14 protein-coding genes are annotated in these 16,060 nt (G+C 75.2%); 2 read left to right on the top strand and 12 right to left on the bottom strand.

Annotated elements, in window-relative coordinates; all coding sequences use genetic code 11:
• Positions 1 to 64 precede the first annotated feature (64 nt).
• Entirely contained in the window at positions 65 to 1,366 is a 1,302-nt protein-coding gene (locus tag IRY44_RS09555) for a condensation domain-containing protein (RefSeq protein WP_194800067.1), read from the top strand.
• A 154-nt stretch (positions 1,367 to 1,520) separates the two neighbouring features.
• Here the strand turns inward: IRY44_RS09555 and IRY44_RS09550 are convergent, their stop codons facing one another.
• Positions 1,521 to 2,900, bottom strand: a complete 1,380-nt coding sequence (locus IRY44_RS09550; RefSeq protein WP_194800066.1) for a cytochrome P450 — start codon at positions 2,898 to 2,900, stop codon at positions 1,521 to 1,523.
• 267 nt (positions 2,901 to 3,167) lie between these two features.
• Between IRY44_RS09550 and IRY44_RS09545 the strand changes: the two genes are divergently transcribed.
• Positions 3,168 to 4,625, top strand: a complete 1,458-nt coding sequence (locus IRY44_RS09545; protein WP_194800065.1) for an amidase — start codon at positions 3,168 to 3,170, stop codon at positions 4,623 to 4,625.
• Here IRY44_RS09545 and IRY44_RS09540 read toward each other — a convergent pair.
• From IRY44_RS09540 to IRY44_RS09490, 11 genes are read right to left on the bottom strand one after another with little or no spacing between them, the layout of a single operon-like run.
• Positions 4,619 to 5,002: a hypothetical protein gene (locus IRY44_RS09540; protein WP_194800064.1), complete on the bottom strand. Its 384-nt coding sequence runs from the start codon at positions 5,000 to 5,002 to the stop codon at positions 4,619 to 4,621. The two genes, IRY44_RS09545 and IRY44_RS09540, sit on opposite strands and share 7 nt — an antisense overlap.
• Positions 4,999 to 7,413, bottom strand: coding sequence for an alpha-L-rhamnosidase (locus IRY44_RS09535; protein ID WP_194800063.1), 2,415 nt, complete (start codon positions 7,411 to 7,413; stop codon positions 4,999 to 5,001). Before IRY44_RS09535 ends, IRY44_RS09540 begins: the two co-directional genes overlap by 4 nt.
• Positions 7,401 to 8,570, bottom strand: coding sequence for an acyl-CoA dehydrogenase family protein (locus IRY44_RS09530; RefSeq protein WP_135239713.1), 1,170 nt, complete (start codon positions 8,568 to 8,570; stop codon positions 7,401 to 7,403). The genes IRY44_RS09535 and IRY44_RS09530 overlap by 13 nt, the downstream gene beginning before the upstream one ends.
• A gap of 48 nt (positions 8,571 to 8,618) precedes the next feature.
• Positions 8,619 to 9,554 carry a TIGR03560 family F420-dependent LLM class oxidoreductase gene (locus IRY44_RS09525; RefSeq protein WP_194800062.1) on the bottom strand — a complete coding sequence of 312 codons (936 nt, stop codon included), beginning with the start codon at positions 9,552 to 9,554 and terminating at the stop codon, positions 8,619 to 8,621.
• 46 nt (positions 9,555 to 9,600) lie between these two features.
• Complete coding sequence (locus tag IRY44_RS09520) at positions 9,601 to 10,749, bottom strand: steroid 3-ketoacyl-CoA thiolase (RefSeq protein WP_194800061.1); 1,149 nt, start codon at positions 10,747 to 10,749, stop codon at positions 9,601 to 9,603.
• On the bottom strand, positions 10,746 to 11,969 hold the full coding sequence (locus tag IRY44_RS09515; RefSeq protein ID WP_135239710.1) for a cytochrome P450: 1,224 nt from the start codon (positions 11,967 to 11,969) through the stop codon (positions 10,746 to 10,748). Before IRY44_RS09515 ends, IRY44_RS09520 begins: the two co-directional genes overlap by 4 nt.
• Positions 11,966 to 12,664, bottom strand: coding sequence for a 2-hydroxychromene-2-carboxylate isomerase (locus IRY44_RS09510; protein WP_194800060.1), 699 nt, complete (start codon positions 12,662 to 12,664; stop codon positions 11,966 to 11,968). Before IRY44_RS09510 ends, IRY44_RS09515 begins: the two co-directional genes overlap by 4 nt.
• Entirely contained in the window at positions 12,661 to 13,470 is an 810-nt protein-coding gene (locus IRY44_RS09505; RefSeq protein ID WP_135239708.1) for an alpha/beta fold hydrolase, read from the bottom strand. Before IRY44_RS09505 ends, IRY44_RS09510 begins: the two co-directional genes overlap by 4 nt.
• The gene (locus IRY44_RS09500; protein WP_194800059.1) at positions 13,467 to 14,540 is read right to left on the bottom strand and encodes a beta-ketoacyl synthase N-terminal-like domain-containing protein; all 1,074 of its coding nucleotides are present in this window, start codon (positions 14,538 to 14,540) and stop codon (positions 13,467 to 13,469) included. The genes IRY44_RS09505 and IRY44_RS09500 overlap by 4 nt, the downstream gene beginning before the upstream one ends.
• Positions 14,537 to 15,754: a beta-ketoacyl synthase gene (locus IRY44_RS09495; protein WP_194800058.1), complete on the bottom strand. Its 1,218-nt coding sequence runs from the start codon at positions 15,752 to 15,754 to the stop codon at positions 14,537 to 14,539. Before IRY44_RS09495 ends, IRY44_RS09500 begins: the two co-directional genes overlap by 4 nt.
• 4 nt (positions 15,755 to 15,758) lie before the next feature.
• Positions 15,759 to 16,013, bottom strand: coding sequence for an acyl carrier protein (locus IRY44_RS09490; protein ID WP_135239705.1), 255 nt, complete (start codon positions 16,011 to 16,013; stop codon positions 15,759 to 15,761).
• Positions 16,014 to 16,060 lie beyond the last annotated feature (47 nt).

The following is a 16,060-nucleotide window of genomic DNA, read 5'->3' as shown; positions in this document are numbered from 1 at the left end:
CTACCACGAGTGTCCGGACCGGCAGTAGAGCGCAGATAGCAGATACGCCCATAGACTCCTCGCCATGTCGTACACGGAGATCCCGGCCTCCATCGGTCAGCGGCTGATGTGGTTCCTGGCGCACTACCGAGCCGAGACGGCGTCGGTCAACTGCCCGGCCGGCTTCCGCATCCGCGGGCCGCTCGACCCCGGCAAGCTGGCCGGCACCGTCGACGTCCTGGTGCGGCGGCACGAAGCGCTGCGCACCACACTGCACCGGCGCGGGCGCGACCTGGTGCAGCGCGTCCACGAGCCCGGCCCGACCCGCGTCGAGTGGACCGAGCTGCCGGCCGGCGCGGAGGCGGAGGTCCAGCGGCAGTACGCCGAGGAACTGCGCGCCCCGATCGCCGTCGAGCAGGCCCCGGTGCGCTGGCACGCCTGGCGGATCGGCGCCGACGACCACGTGCTCTGCGCCAACATGCACCACCTGGTCTCCGACGCCTGGTCCTGCGGGGTGCTGATCAACGACGTGATCGCGCTGCTCGGTGACGGCGCGCCACCCGCGCCGGTCGGCTGGCAGTACCGGCAGTTCTCCGCCTGGCAGCACGAGCAGAGCGCCTCCGGGCAGCTGCGCGCCGACCACGACTACTGGGCCGCCAAGCTCGACGGGATGCGGGTGCCCGACCTGCCCGCGCGGCGCCCCGGGCAGGGCGCGCCGCGCCCCGGGCTGGCGCTGCACGAGTTCGGCGACGCGGACGCGGCGGCGCTGCGCGCGTTCGCCAAGGCCGAGCGGACCACGCTGTTCCCGGTGATGCTGGGCCTCTACTACCTGCTGCTGCACACCGAGACCGGCGCCGACGATCTGGCGGTGGCCTCGCTGTTCGCCAACCGCACCCGGCCGGAGGTGCAGCTGACCGTCGGCTTCTTCGCCAACATGCTGGTGCTGCGCACCCGGCTGGCCGACGGCGGCTCGTTCCGCGACCTGCTCGCCGCGACCCGCCGTACCGTCCTGGACGCCGTCGTGCACCAGGGCGTGCCGTACCAGACGGTGCCGGTGCCGGCGCTGCGCGAGGCCGGCGGCCGGGTCAACGACGTGGTCTTCCAGATGCTGCCGGACCGGGCGCCGGACTCCTGGTCGCCGACGGCCGTGCGCAACGGGCTGGAGATCGACACGTTCCGGCCCAGCCAGGGACTGAGCCGCTTCGGCCTGAGCCTGACCGTCATCCCCCGCGCCGACCGGTTCGACGCCCGGCTGTCCTACGCCGAGGACCAGTTCGAGCCGGCCTGGGCGCAGGACTTCGTCCGCCGCTACGCGGAGCTGGCCGGGCGCGTCCTGGCCGACCCGGATGCGCCGCTGCGCCGCCTGGTCGCCGCCGCCGGCCGCTGAGCCGCCGCCCGCCGCTGAGCCCTCGGCCGCGCCGCCGGGCGCACGGTCGCGGCGTCAGGCGCGCTCCGGGGGCCGTCGGGCGCGGTCCCGGGCCGACCGCCGACACGGGACGGGCCGGCCCTCGTCGAGGGCCGGCCCGGTCGATCGGTACGTCTCAGGCGCTCGCCGCCTGCTTACGCGGCTCGGCCACGACAGTCGCCCCCTCGGACGGGGTGAGCAGCACGTGCGAGGTCTTCTGCGCCTCCGGACCGGCGCCGTCGGGGCGGCGCAGGTCCATCCGCTTGATCACCTCGGGGATGACCGCCTTCATCTCGATCATGGCGAACTGCGCGCCCAGGCAGTGCCGCCGGCCGCCGCCGAACGGCAGGAACGCCGACTTCGGCACGTCCTCGCCGAGGAACCGGTCCGGCCGGAACTCCTCCGGCGACTCGAACGACTCCTCCCGGCCGTGCAGCAGCGGCACCGACGGCGCGACCCACCAGCCGCCCGGCACGGTGTAGCCGCCGATCTCCAGCGGGCCGGACAGCGCCCGGGGCATCACCGGCACGATCGGCCGGGTCCGCATGGTCTCCTTGATGACTGCTTCCAGGTACGTCTCGTCGCCGTCCTTGGTCTCCTCCAGCAGTCGCCGGTAGACGTCGGGGTGACGGACGAGCCGCTCGAAGACCCAGGCCATCGCCGCGGCGGTCGTCTCGTATCCCGCCTCCAGCAGCGTCATGAGCGCGTCGCGCAGCTCCAGGTCGGTCATCGGCGTGCCCTGGTCGTCCGCGGCACGCAGCAGCTGGGACATGATGTCCTTGCGCTCGGCGTTGTCCGGCTCGGCCCGCCGCCGCCGGATCTCGTCGTAGAGGATCGCGTCGCAGTCCGCGCGCGCCTGGGTGAACCGGGCCGCCGCGCTGCCCGGGATCTTGCGGAAGATCGGCTCGATGCCGGCCCACGCCGAGCGGGACAGCACGAACGCCAGCGTCTCCATGCTGGACGCCGACGCGGTCAGCCGGGGCAGCATCTCCCGCAGCTGGGCGACCCGTTCGAGGTCGCGGATGCCGAACACGACGCGCAGGAGCACGTCCAGCGCGATGGTCTGCATCTTGGGCCGGACCGGGAACGGGGTGCCGACCGGCCAGGTGGCGACCGACTCGACCGCGATGCGGCGGATCTCCTCCTGGTAACTCTGCAGGTAGCGGGTGTGGAACGCGGACCCGATCATCTTGCGCTGCCGCAGCCACTCGTCGCCGTCGAGCACCAGGATCGAGTAGTCGCCCACCATCCGCTGCAGGAAGTCCTGCCGGGTACGGCCGGCGTTGCCGACGCTGCGGTCGGTGGCGAACACCTGGCGGGCGAGGTCCGGGTTCGCGACGTACACGATCGGCGGCATGCCGATCAGCGACACCGTGAAGATGTCGCCGTACTTGCGGTGGTTCTGGTCGAGGTAGTCGATCGGACCCCGGACGAACGACGCGGTCTGTACGAACCGCGGCGCGTTCGACCCCGGTGGAGTCTTCGAGGTGGTCGACCTGGTCGGAGCGGAAGTCATGCCAGTCTCCCCTGTGGGCAGGCGACGATCGCCACGGATGCACGCGTGGACGCTGCGGCGGCCGCCCCGTAACGAGGCCCGTTGCCCGCCCGGAGCACGCTCGCGGTGTCCCCGGCAGCGTCGCCCGCCGCGCCGCCGCCGCACAAGCGTTCAGGACGCCGCGCAACTGCGACCGGTCCGCAGTCGACCGGCCGGGCGGTACGGTGCCACGACCGTACCCAGCCCGTGCGGCCGGCGCAGTCGGCGCGGGTGCGGCCGGGAGGTGCGATGGAGGAACTGGCCACGGTGAGCGCGACCGCGTTGCTGCGCGCCCTCGACGCCGGCGCCGTGTCCAGCGCCGACCTGGTCCGGGCCCACCTGGACCGGATCGAGCGGCTCAACCCGGCGGTAAACGCGGTGGTGGCGGTGGACCGGGACCGGGCGCTCGCGGCGGCGGCAGCCGCCGACCGGGCACGCGCCGCCGGGGAGCCCCGCGGCCCGCTGCACGGCCTGCCGATGACGGTGAAGGACGTGTTCGAGACCGCCGGTCTGGTGACCACCGCGGGCGCGCCCGAGCTGGCCGGGCACCGGCCGGACCGCGACGCGGAGGCGGTCGCCCGGCTGCGGGCCGCCGGCGCCGTCGTGGTCGGCAAGACGAACGTGCCGCCGTACGCGGGCGACTTCCAGACCGACAACCCGGTGTACGGGCTGACCCGTAACCCGTGGGATCCCGGGCGCACCGCCGGCGGGTCCTCGGGCGGCTCCGCCGCCGCGCTCGCGGCCGGCCTCACCCCGCTGGAACTGGGCAGCGACATCGCCGGGTCGATCCGGCTGCCGAGCCACTTCTGCGGCGTGTACGGCCACCTGCCGACCTTCTCGGCGGTGCCGACGCGGGGGCACATCCCCGGGCCGCCCGGCACGCTCGGTGCGTCGCCGCTGGGCGCTGTCGGCCCGATGGCCCGGCACCCGGCCGACCTCGACCTGGCGCTGGGCGTGCTGGTGGGCGGCGACGCGGGCGGCGTACCGGGCGGGACGCTGCCCCCGGCGCCCCCGGCGACGCGGCGGATCAGCGGCTGCCGGATCGCGGTCTGGCTGGACAACCCGCTGATGCGCACCGACCGGGAGACGCTGCGGGTGCTCCGGGAGTTCGTGGCGCGTCTGGCCGGCGCGGGCGCGCTCGTCGAGGACCGGCTCCGGCCGCCCCGGCCGTTCTACGAGTCGTACGAGATCTACCTGGAACTGCTGCTGGGTGTGCTCAGCACCGACTTCTCCGACGCCGACTTCGCCAAGCTGGCCCGGATCGCCCGCCGGGCGCGCCCCGACGACGACCGCCCGGTGGTGCGGCTCGCCCGGGGCCTCGCCCAGCCGTACCGGGCCTGGCACCGCAGCGCCGAGCGGCAGGCGCGGTCGGCCGCCGCGTGGCAGGCGGTCTTCGAGCGGGTGGACCTGGTGATCACCCCGTCCGCGCCGCTTCCGGCGTACCCGCACCAGACCGACGCTCCCCCGCTGGCCCGGCAGCTCACAGTGGACGGCCGGCCGGCGCCGTACGCCGGGCAGCTGGTGTGGGCGAGCCTGGCGAGCCTGGCCCGGCTGCCCGCCACCGCCGTGCCGGTGGGCCGTACCGCGGCCGGGCTGCCGGTCGGGGTGCAGGTGATCGGGCCGCGCTGGGGTGACCGGGGCACGCTGGCCTTCGCCGCGGCGGTGCACGAGCTGACCGGCGGCTACACGGCCCCGCCCGGCTACTGAGCCGGACGGCCGCCGTCCGCGCGGCGGACCTGGTCGCCCACCTCGACGACCGCGTACCAGCAGACGCTGCACGCGGCGCGGGCGCTGCCGTGGGCCTGCCGGAGGCGCTCGTGCGACTCGGCCCCCGGGGTGGAGCCGGCCGGCCACCGGGCCGCCACCTCGACGAGGTCGCGGGCCGCGTCGAGCACCGCGGCGAGCGCGTCGCCGAGCGGGTCGGCGCGCGGTCCGACCAGGTCGGCGACGGCGGACAGCAGCGCGTCGGCCCGTTCCACGGGGACGGTACGCGCGGCCGGGGCGGCGTCGGTGGCCGGCCGCCGGCCGTTGGCGACGGTCAGCTTGGTGCCGTTGGTCCGCGCGCCCGCCGGTTCGCCGGTCATGCCGTCACCGCAGCGCCGGGGCGGTCCCGGTCGTGAGCCCGTCCCGCCGGGACCGTCCACCGGCCGGGCGGCCGGTGGTGCCGGACGCCGCCCACGTCGATCTCCACCGGCACCGGGGACTCCACCGTCACCTCCGTGCCCACGTCGACGGTGAGCGGGCCGTGCGGCGTCGGCACCGCCCCGCGCGCCCAGTCCAGGTCACCCAGGCGCGGTGCGACCCGGGCCCGGGCGAAGCCGGGTGCCGCCGGGCCCGCGCCGAGCGTGTACAGCGGCAGGTCCCGGCTCGGCGTGGCGGACCAGCCGTGGCAGAGCGAGCCGCCCGACCAGGTCTCCGGCCAGGTGTCCGTCTCCTCCGTCAGCAGCGCCCGCCAGTCCCGGCACAGCCGGGCCACGTGCTCCGCGCCGCCGAGCGCGGCGACCGCGTCGTGCACCACGTACCGGAAGAACGGTTGTGCCGCGACCACCTGGCGGTCCACGTCCCAGTCCGGCTGCGGCGGGCCCATCGCGGCCCGCAGCGGCATGACGCCGAAGGACCACGCGCTGGTCACCCGGTCCTCCCGCGCCAGCAGGAACCGCAGCACCGCGGCCCGCGAAGCGGCCGGAACGAGGCCGCCGACGACTGCCGCCGCGGCGGCGTGGTCGCTGAGGCCGGGAGCGGCCACGCCGTCGCGCGCCCAGTCCCGGTAGCCGCCACGCGCGGGGTCGAAGAAGATCCGGTACGCCTCGGCGAGGCGGCGGTGCTGCGCGCGCGCCCAGCGGGTCCGGCCGTGGTCGCCGAGCCACGCGGCCATCTCGGCGAAGTCGGTCAGCGCACGCCCCCACAGCCCGTTGAGCACCGCGCCGGCGCCGCGTCCCTGCACGCTGGCCCAGTCCAGCAGCACCCAGCCGGTGACGTCGGTGAGCAGCCCGTCGCGGGCGAACTCGGCGAACCAGCGCAGCACGCCCTCGGCCACCGGCAGCAGCGCGGCCACCTCGTCCCGGTCGCCGGCCCACCACCACAGGTTGCGTACCGACCGGATCCAGTGCAGCGACCAGTCCGGGATGGTGGTGGTGGCGCGGTGCTCGAAGTCGCAGGCCACCGCCATCGGCAGCAGCCCGTCCGGGCCGGGGACGGCGGCCAGGCGCGGATGCCAGCGGGCCAGCCGCCAGTCCGGGTTGGTGACCAGGTCGACGGCCTGGTGCACCACCGAGTCGCCGGTCCAGGCCCGCTGCTCCCGGGTCGGGCAGTCGATGTACGCGTCCTGCGCGGTCAGGTCGACGGTCCGCAGGCCGACCCGGTGGATCTCGTCCAGCAGCGGGTCGCTGCACGTGAAGAACGGGCCGGCCGGTCGTGGGCGCAGCCGTTCGGTCACGGTGACGGCGTCCACCGTGACCCGGCCGGACCCGGTCAGGCGCAGCACCGCGTACCGGCCGCCGCCCGGGTCGGCGGTCTCGAACATGTCGGCGTGCCCGCGCAGCGTGTAGGAGAACGCGGCGCTCGACGGTGCCGGCGCGCCCTCGCCGTCCAGGCGTTCGCCGAGCGAACCGTCGGCGACCACGCCGGCCGGGCCGGTCAGCCGCAGCGCGAGCGTGCCGGCGACGACCCGGCCGAAGTCGGCGGTGAGCACCTCCGGCGACCCGGCGTCCAGGTCGACCGTCAGGGGTAGCGTCACCGGCTCACCGGGCATGCCGGGCCGGTGCCGCCGCAGCTCTGCCGGGATCCTCGGCGTCACGGCCGGCGGCGCGGTGACACGCGGCGGCATCGGCCCGTACGGGTCGGTGGGCGGGACCGCCCGGCCGATGCCCCCGAGGTGCAGGGCGGTGACCACGCGGGGCGCCGACCAGCCCTCGTCCGGGTGGCCGGGCCGCAGCCAGTCCGGGTCGAGCCGGCGGCCGTCGAGCACCTCCGGGCGGGCCTGGCCGAGACCGGACGGGCGCTGGCGCGTCCACGCGTCACTCACCCGGCAGCGCCAGGTCCGGTCGGTGCCGAGGACGCCGCCGGGCAGGTCGACCTCGGCGACGAGCACCCCGGCGCCGTGGCTGAACGTCGGCACCGCCGGCATCCACCAGGCGGTCGGTTCGCCGTAGAAGCGCACCAGCACCCCGACGACGTTGACGCCGGGACGCAGCGCGGGGGCCACGTCGACGGTGTCGTGGAGCAAACGGCGGGGATGGCTGCGGGCCGGGCCGCGGGCCAGCTCCACCCCGTTGACCCACAGCACGTACCGGGAGTCGGCGGTGATCCGCATGGGCGCCCGCCCGGGCACCCGGTCGAGTGTGAACTCGCGCCGGAACAGCACCCGCCGGTCGTGGACCCGCTCGTCGACCTCCGGGATGCTCTGGAACTCGCCGGTGCGGCGGATGCCGGTGTCCTGGCACCAGATCCACCTGCCGGTCCACGGCCGGCGCCCGTCCGTCGTCACATCATCCATGGGTCCGGCACCGGCACGCCGAGCAGCGCCCGGCCCACGCGGGTCTCGTGGTACTCGGAGAAGTAGCCGTGGTGGCTGCCGGCGTTGATGTCGCGCCAGCAGCGTTGCAGCGGCGACCGGTTGTAGAGGGCGCTGCCCCCGGCCAGCCGGAAGATCGAGTCGACGGCGGCGGTCCCGGCGCGCATGGCGTTGCCGGTGGCCAGCCGGACCGCGACCCGGTCGTCCATCGTCATCTCGTCGCCGGCGAGCGTACGGTCCCACGCCCGGCCCAGCGTGTCCTGCACGTACGCGTGCGCGGAGCGCAGCTGCCCCTCGGCCCGCGCGACGGTCAGCTGGACCGACTGTTCCTCGGCCAGCGGCCGGCTGCCCCGCGACTTGTGCGGGGCCACGGTGACGAACTCGTCGATCGCGCGCCGGGCGATGCCCAGCGGGAAGCCGGCGAACAGCACGCCCATGAGTGCGAAGAAGGACCAGCGGAAGATGGTCCCGTCCAGCTTGGCCGACTCGAAGATCGGGTTCGCGGTGTACTCCGGCGGCACCCGTACGCCGCTCATGCGCACGTCGTTGCTGCCGGTGCCGCGCAGCCCGGCGACGTCCCAGGTGTCGAGCACCTCGACGTCCGCGGCCGGGACGAAGACCAGCCGCCAGTCGGGGCGCCCGGGCGGGACGACGGCCGGCTTGTCGCCGTCCATCACCATCACGCCGTTGGCGAACCAGGAGGCGTTGCGGCAGCCGCTGTTGAACGGCCAGCGGCCGTCCACGACCAGCCCGCCGCCCGGATCCGGCGTCGCCTTGCCCAGCGGCGCGAACACGGTGGCGATGGCGCGCGGCCGGTCGGCCAGCACCGAGCGGGCGACGTCCGGCTCCAGCCAGGCGACGAAGAACGTGGCGTTGAGGCTGAGGATGGTGAAGCCGACCGAGCCGTCCGCGCGGGACAGCTCGGTGATGACGTCCACCACGGCCATCGGGTCGAGTTCGAGGCCGCCGAACGCCTGCGGCAGCATCAGGTCGATCAGCCCGGCCCGGGAGATCCGGTCCAGCAGATCGGGGGGTACGCAGCCGAGGCGTTCGCCTTCGGCGGCCCGGTCCGCGATCGTCGGCGCCAGTTCCCGGGCCGCCTTGAGGGCGTCGATCGTCACGGGGGTGGTCGAGGTCATTTGACGTTCCTCCACATTCGACACGCGTGCGGATCGGCCGTCGCCGGGTCAGTCTGCCAACGCCGGTACGGCCGGAACAACGATGTGCGCCGGCACAGCGGCCGGCTGGGTGCGGCCGAGCGGCGCGACCGCCTCGGCCAGCGCCGCGAACAGCTCGAACCGGCGCTCGTCGGCGTCCGCGCCCAGGTCCACGACCGCCACGTCGACGCCGAGTTCCGCGAGGTCCTGGAACCGCCGGTGCGCCGCCCGCGGTTCGGCCACGTCCTCGGCGCGCAGCGCGCCGAACGTGGTCCGCAGGATGTCGTCGTAGGGGCGGCCGGCCTGCTCGCAGTTGCGCCGCAGCAGGTCCAGCTTGAGCCGCAGCATCGGCAGCCCGCCCGCCTCGAACAGGTTGCAGGCGTCGGCGTAGCGGGCGACGAGCCGCAGCACCCGCCGCTCGTGCGCGCCGCCGACCAGGATCGGCGGGCGGCGCAGCGGCGGCGGGCACAGCCGGGGCCGGTCGAGCCGGTAGTGCTCGCCGGCGAACGGGGCGGTGTCGCCGTCCCACACCTGCCGGGTCAGCCGCAGGATCTCCTCCAGCCGGGCGAAGCGCTCCGGCCACGAACCGACCGGGATGCCCATGTCCCGCTGCTCCCGCTCGTGCCAGGGCGGCCCGATGCCGAGCCAGGCCCGCCCGCCGCTGAGCACGTCCAGCGTGGCGACGGTCTTGAGCAGCACGCCCGGGTGCCGGTACGTCGCCGAGGTGGTGAGCGTGCCCAGCTCGATCCGGCTGGTCCGGGCCGCGACGAACGCCAGCGCCGTCCAGGACTCCGGCACCGGGTCGTCCTCGCCGCCGAACATGGGGATCTGGAACAGGTGGTCGTTGAGCCAGAGGCTCGCCGCGCCGGCCCGTTCGGCCCGTACGGCGAACGCGGCCAGCCGTTCGCCCAGCGCCGCCGTCCCGCCGGGGCCGGTGAAGTCGCCGACGAACACTCCCATCCGCATCCTGGTGCTCCCTCCACTGCGGTCCGGCCGGGTACGTGTGTGCCAGTCAGCAGCGCTGCAGGATCGAGGCGGTGCCCTGCGAGCCGCCGCAGCACATGGTGATCAGGGCCAGCTCCGTGCCGGTGCGTTCCAGCTCGTGCAGCGCGGTGGTGACCAGCCGGGCGCCGGTGGCGCCCATCGGGTGCCCGAGCGCGATGGCCCCGCCGTTGACGTTGACCCGGTCCAGGTCCGCGCCGAGGCGCCCGGCCCAGGACAGCACCACTGCGGCGAACGCCTCGTTCACCTCGTACCTGTCGATGTCGCCGAGGCTCATCCCGGCCCGGGCGAGGATCCGGCCGGTGGCCTCCACCGGGCCGTCGAGCAGGTAGTACGGGTCGGCGCCGGTCACCACCTGGTGGGTCAGCCGGGCGCGGGCCGGCAGGCCGAGCGCCCGGGCCCGGCCGGCCGACATCCACAGCACCGCCGCGGCGCCGTCGGAGACCTGCGAGGTGGTGCCGGCGGTGTGCAGGCCGCCGTCGACAGTGGGGCGCAGCGCGGCCAGCCCTTCCGGGGTGGAGGCGCGCAGCCCTTCGTCGACTGCGACCGGTGGGCCGCCGGGCACCGGCACCGGCACGACCTCGCGGTCGAAGTGCCCGGCGGCCCAGGCCGCGGCGGCCCGCCGCTGCGAGCGCAGGCCGTACGTGTCCAGCTCGCCCCGGGTCAGCCCCTGGCGCGCGGCGATCCGCTCGGCCCCGCCGAACTGCAGCCGGGGCGGGTCGTCCCACGGGTAGTCCTCGGTGCGGAAGTCGGCCGCACCGGTGAAGTTGCTGCCCACCGGCACCCGGCTCATCGACTCCACCCCGCAGGCGATGCCGACGTCGATGGCCCCGGCGTGGATGAGAGCTGCGACCAGGTGGTTGGCCTGCTGGGCCGAGCCGCAGCTCACGTCCACCGTGGTCGCCGCGACCCGGTGGTCCAGTCCGGTGGACAGCCACGCGTTGCGGGTCACGTTGAGGCCCTGCTCGCCGACCTGGGTCACGCAGCCGCCGATGATCTGGTCGACGTCCGCGGGTGCGACGCCGGTGCGCTCCAGCACGGCCAGCAGCACGTGGCGCAGCAGGACCGCGGCGTGGACGCCGCTGAGCGCGCCCCGGCGGCGGCCGATCGGGGTGCGGACCGCCTCGACGACGACCGGGTCGCGGTCGGGCGGGGTCACCGGGGCACCAACCGCACCGGCAGGCTGGTCCGGCCGCGCAGCACCAGGCTGCGGGTCAGCACCGGCTCCCCGGCCGGCTCCACCCGGATCGCGGCGGCGAACAGCTCGTGCAGCACCGCCGCGACCTCGGCGGTGGCCAGCCGCGCCCCGAGGCAGAAGTGCGGGCCCGCGCCGAAGCCGACGTGGTCGTTGGGGCGGCGGTCCGGCCGGAACTCGTCCGGCTGGTCGAACCGGCGGCCGTCGCGGTTGGCCGCGCCCCAGACCAGCAGCACCCGGGCGTCGGCGGGCAGCGTGCGGCCGTGCAGCTCCACCGGCTCGCGGGTGCCCCGCCACAGCGCCTGCACCGGGGTGTCGTAGCGGATCGCCTCGTCCACGGCGGTCGGCACCAGGCCCGGGTCGTCGCGGATGCGGTCCTGCAACCCGGGGAAACGCAGCAGCGCGGCCATCAGGTTGGTCAGCAGGTTCGTGGTGGTCTCGATGCCGGCGACGAGCAGGAACGCGCAGAACGCCAGCAGCTCCTGCTCGGACACCCCGGCGGAACGGGCGGTGGCGATCGCGTCGAACAGGTTCGCCCGGCCGGGCGTGGCGCGGCGGAGCTGACGGCTGAAGTAGCGGAACATCTCGATCCCCCGGCCCACCCGGGGCGGCCCGGACGCCTGGTCGAGGTCCTTGGTGATGACAGTGGACCAGTCCCGGAACTCCTCGTGCATGTCCGCCGGCACGCCGAGCAGGTCGGCGAGCACGAGCACCGGCAGCGGCTCGGCCAGGTCGGTGAAGAAGTCCCCGCACCCGGCCTCGCTGCGTTCCCGCAGCACCCGTACGCGCTCGCGGGCCAGCGCGCGGATCCGGGGCGTCGCCGCGGTCACCGAGGCGGGGGTGAAGGCGCCGGCCACGGCGCGCCGGAAGATCTGGTGCTCGGGCGGATCGGTGGCGATGAGCACCCGCACCGATGGCGCGCCGATGCGGTAGCTGACGCCGGTCTGCGGGCCGCCGGCGACCGCGAAGTCCGGGCTCATGCCGATCTTCGAGGAGAACCGGGCCGGGTCGCGGGCGATGGCCACCACGTCGTCGTACCGGGTCACCATCCACACGTCGTACTCGGGCAGGTAGCTGACCGGGTCGTGGTCGCGCAGCCGCGCGTAGGCCGGGTACGGGTCGGCCAGGACGGCGGGGTCGAACGGGTCGAACAGTCGCGCCGACTCCCGTGCGCTCGCGGTCATCCGCAGCCTCCCGCCGTGTCGGTGTCGTACGCCCCGATCCGCCGGGCCGCGCCGGCCGGGGCGGGCCGCCGCACCGGGGTGGGGTGTTCCAGCTCGGCGACGAAGTCGTCCACCCGGTCCAGGCCCCAGAACCGGTGTCGGCCGATCCGGAAGTACGGGATGCCGAAGATGTCGTCGTGGTACGCCTGCTCCAGGCAGTCGACCGCCTCGGCCCGGATCAGCGGGTCGTCGGTGGCCCGGGCCGCCGGTCCGGGGTCGAGCCCGGCCTCCCGGGCGATGCGCTCGACCGCCTCGACGGTGCAGATGTCCTCGCCGCGCTCCCAGCGGGCCGCGCACGCCGCCTCGTAGAACTGCCGGGCCCGGCCGGCGCGGCGGGCAGCCAGCCAGGCCAGGTGCGGCAGCTCCCACCACGGGTCGTCGTCGATCGGCCAGCGCATCGGCACGCCGACGCGGGCCGCCTGCCGTTTCGTGTCGTGCAGGATGTAGAGGTGCTTCGCCTTGCTCATCGGGGCGTAGTGCAGCTCCGCGCCACGCTCCCGCAGCGCCGCCTCGGTGACCGCGTCCGGGTTCCAGAACGGCACGAAGGTGACCCGGTCGTCCAGGTCCGGTACCCGCCGGCGCAGGACGGTGATCGCCAGCCAGCTGAACGGGCTGCGGAAGGAGAAGTGCACGCGCGGCTGTGTCCTCGGTGTCATCGGGCCGGCCTCTCCGCGTCGGTGCCGTACCTGGCGAACCGGTCGATCGACCGGCCGAGCCGGTGGGCGTGCCGCCGGTGGCAGAAGTGGTCGTAGTCGGGTTCGCAGGCGAGCAGGCCCAGCGGCAGCCGGTCGGTGAGCGCCCGCAGGTGGTCCCGGTTGAGCCCGGGGTCGCGTTCACCGCCGACCACCAGCACCGGGATCTCCACCGTCTGCACCGGCAGGTGGCCGCTGGCCAGGTACTGCTCGAAGACCGCCAGGAACGCGCTCGGGCCGGTGCGCTCCCACGCCCGTTCGAGCATCGACTCGAGGATGTCGGGTTCCAGTGACGTCTTGCGGGCGGTCAGCCGCGAGCGCAGCCCGTCGCTGATCTGGCGCTGGAAGATCCGCCGCGACCTGTCGAACGCGCGCCAGGTCACCGGCGCGTCGTGCGGCCGGTAGAACGGCGTGGTCAGCACCGCCGAGCGGGCCGGCGGCTGCGGGCTGGTGGCCAGCAGCTCCAGGATCGCGTTGGCGCCGAAGGAGTGCCCGACCAGGACGGTCGGTGGCGCGGGCAGCTTCGACAGCCCGGCCGCCACCCACTCCCCCGGCCGCCCGGCGTACCGCCAGGAGTAGTCGTTGCCGGCGTGCCAGGGCACGCACATCGCCAGCGTCCGCCACTGCGGGCCGAGGCTGCGGGCGAGCGCGGTCCAGCCCCGGCAGTCGTCCTCCATGCCGTGCACGAACACCGCGACCGGGCCGTCGCCGTCGGCCGCAGTGGCGTCCCGATCGTCGGCGGTGAGGCCGTGCAGTCGCGGTGGGATCATCGCCGGCTCCGGCCCCGGACCACCGCGGCGCCGACGCCGCCCTCCGGCGTCCGCGCCACGAGCAGCGCGTACGCGCCGTCGCGGCCCGGGTCGGCGCGGTGCCGGGCGAGCACCGCGGCCAGTTCCCAGGCCCCGGTCGCCGCCTGGCAGTCCCCTACCACGTCGTCGACGTGCAGCCGTTCGGCCGGCGAGCGCCCGCCGAGCCCGTCGTCCACCGCCGACCAGACCTCGGCGTCGTCGCGCGCGTCGCCGCGCCGGCCGCAGGCGACAGTGGTCACGTCCGCGCCGTCCACGCCGGCCTCGGCCAGCGTCGCCCGGACGAGTGCGGAGAGCGCGGCGGGCCGGGACTGGCCGGCCGGGCAGAAGCCGACCCGCACGGCGAGGACGGCGCCGTCGGCCGGCCCGTCCGGTTCGCGGCGCAACACGAACGCGGCGCCGCCCTCCCCGGCGACGGTCCCGCCGGTGCGCCGCACGGTCCAGGCGGCGTGCGGGGTGAACTCCTCCACCGTGGCGGCGAGCAGCACGTCCGCACGGCCCCGCCGGAACAGGTTCGCGCTGTAGCGCAGCCCGGTCAGGAAGGCCAGCGGTCCTCCGGCGACGGTGGCGTTCGGGCCGTGCAGCTTGTACCAGATGGCCGACTGACCGGCCGCGCAGTTCATCACGGTGTTCGGGAACAGCGCCGGGTTCACCAGGTACGGCGGCTGCTGGGTGAACGTCTCCGCGGCGTAGTCCACGCTCGACTTGACGCTGCCGGCGGTGGTGCCGGTGACGATGCCGATCCGGTCCCGGTTGTCGTCGGTCACCACCAGCCCGGCGTCCTCGATCGCGCGGCCGCAGGCGACCACGGTCAGCGAGGTGCGCCGGTCGAAGAAGGCGGTGCCGCGGCGGCGCAGGTGCGCCTTGACGTCGAAGCCGACCAGGGCGTACGCCCGCGCGTCCGGTAGTTCGTCGGCGTACATGCCGGCGACCGGCACCGGCTGCGGCGCGGCGCCGAGCGCCGTGGCGAGCGCCTCCGGGCCGTCCGCGGCCGGGCCCACGACGCCCCAGCCGGCGATCGTCAACGCGGTCACGACGGCGCCCCGAGCAGGACGATGGCGTTGTTGCCGCCGAACGCGAAGCCGTTGTTCTGAGCCACCCGTACCGGCGCCGGGCGGGCCCGGTTCGGGATCGGGTCGAGCCACGACATGGCCGGGTCCGGCGACGCCCAGTTCACCGTCGGCGGCAGGAACCCCCGGGCGATGGCGACGGCGGACGCGATCGCGCCGAACGCGCTCGCCGCGCCCATGGTGTGGCCGAGCATCGACTTGATCGAGCTGACCGGCGGCACCTTCCCGTCGAACGCCTCGAACAGCGCCTCCGCCTCGGTGGCGTCGTTGGCGGCGGTGCCGGTGCCGTGCGCGCAGACGTAGTCGACGTCCGACGGGCTGATCCCCGCGTTGTCGAAGGCCAGGCGCATGCACGCGGCGATGGTGGCCGCGTTCGGCGCGACCATGTGGCTGGCGTCGCAGTTCAGCGCGTAGCCGAGCACCTCGGCGTAGGGCCGGGCACCACGCGCGGCGGCGTGGTCGGCGGACTCCAGCACCAGCATCGCGCCTCCCTCCGCGGTGACCATGCCGGAGCGGTTCAGGTCGAACGGCGCGCAGGCGGTCTCGGCGACGGCACCGAGCCGCACGAACCCGGCGTGCGCCCACCGGCACACCGAGTCGGCGCCGCCGGTGAGCATCACCTCGGCGTCGCCCGCGGCGATCGCGTCGTACGCGTAGCCGATGGCGTAGTTGCTCGCCGAGCAGGCGGTCGCCAGCGTCACCGACTCACCCGTCACGCCCAGCTCCTCGTTCACGGCGAAGGCCAGCCGCCCGGCCGGCAACCCCGCCAGCAGCGCCGGATCCACGGCGGCGAACCCGGCGTCGACCACCCGCCGGCCGAACTCCTCGGTCAGCTTCGACTCACCGCTGGTGGTGCCGACCACCACGCCGACCCGGTCCGGTGCCAGCGCACCGGCGTCGAGCGCCGCGTCCAGGCCGGCGTCACGCACCGCGAGCCGGGCCGCGGCGGCCGCGAACAGGGACGAGCGGCCCCACGCCGCGACGTCGAGCCGGCGCAGCAGGTCCGCCGGGACGAAGTCGCGGACCTCACCGGCCATGGTGCGCGGGAAGCCGGTGGTGTCGAAGCTGCGGATCGGCCCGACACCCACGCGCCCCTCGCGCAGCCCCTGCTCGAAGGCGCGGGCCCCGATGCCGATGTTGGAGACCGGCCCGACGCCGGTGATCACGACACGGTTCATCGCACTAGCTGTCCCAGCCCGCGTAGGTGGCGGTGATCTCGTACACCGCCTTGAGGTTCTCCATCCCCGCCAGCTCCCGCTGCGGGATCTCCACCTTGTAGCGCTTCTCGATCCGCGCCAGCATCTCGATCGCCCGCAGCGAGTCGGCCTCGTACTCGTCCTGGAAGTCGGCGGTGTCCGTCAGCTCCGACGGCTCGACCTCGAGCACCTCCGCGACCAGCTCGCGCAGCTCCTCGAGGTGGGTTTGCTTGTCCGACATGACACTGTTCCTCTCCTGGTACGACGGTCGGTCGGGCACGGCACGGG

The sequence above is a fragment of the Micromonospora sp. ANENR4 genome (assembly GCF_015354395.1).
In the GTDB taxonomy this organism is placed as follows: domain Bacteria; phylum Actinomycetota; class Actinomycetes; order Mycobacteriales; family Micromonosporaceae; genus Micromonospora; species Micromonospora aurantiaca.
This window is presented reverse-complemented; position numbering and strand designations above follow the sequence as displayed.

Bases quoted from the DNA above. Each gene is read 5' to 3' on its own strand.
- IRY44_RS09530 (WP_135239713.1), bottom strand. From the start codon at position 8,570: ATGACCTCGACCACCCCCGTGACGATCGACGCCCTCAAGGCGGCCCGG.
- IRY44_RS09550 (WP_194800066.1), bottom strand. From the start codon at position 2,900: ATGACTTCCGCTCCGACCAGGTCGACCACCTCGAAGACTCCACCGGGG.
- IRY44_RS09540 (WP_194800064.1), bottom strand. From the start codon at position 5,002: ATGACCGGCGAACCGGCGGGCGCGCGGACCAACGGCACCAAGCTGACC.
- IRY44_RS09545 (WP_194800065.1), top strand. From the start codon at position 3,168: ATGGAGGAACTGGCCACGGTGAGCGCGACCGCGTTGCTGCGCGCCCTC.
- IRY44_RS09555 (WP_194800067.1), top strand. From the start codon at position 65: ATGTCGTACACGGAGATCCCGGCCTCCATCGGTCAGCGGCTGATGTGG.
- IRY44_RS09515 (WP_135239710.1), bottom strand. From the start codon at position 11,969: ATGACCGCGAGCGCACGGGAGTCGGCGCGACTGTTCGACCCGTTCGAC.
- IRY44_RS09510 (WP_194800060.1), bottom strand. From the start codon at position 12,664: ATGACACCGAGGACACAGCCGCGCGTGCACTTCTCCTTCCGCAGCCCG.
- IRY44_RS09505 (WP_135239708.1), bottom strand. From the start codon at position 13,470: ATGATCCCACCGCGACTGCACGGCCTCACCGCCGACGATCGGGACGCC.
- IRY44_RS09495 (WP_194800058.1), bottom strand. From the start codon at position 15,754: ATGAACCGTGTCGTGATCACCGGCGTCGGGCCGGTCTCCAACATCGGC.
- IRY44_RS09490 (WP_135239705.1), bottom strand. From the start codon at position 16,013: ATGTCGGACAAGCAAACCCACCTCGAGGAGCTGCGCGAGCTGGTCGCG.
- IRY44_RS09525 (WP_194800062.1), bottom strand. From the start codon at position 9,554: ATGCGGATGGGAGTGTTCGTCGGCGACTTCACCGGCCCCGGCGGGACG.
- IRY44_RS09535 (WP_194800063.1), bottom strand. From the start codon at position 7,413: ATGGATGATGTGACGACGGACGGGCGCCGGCCGTGGACCGGCAGGTGG.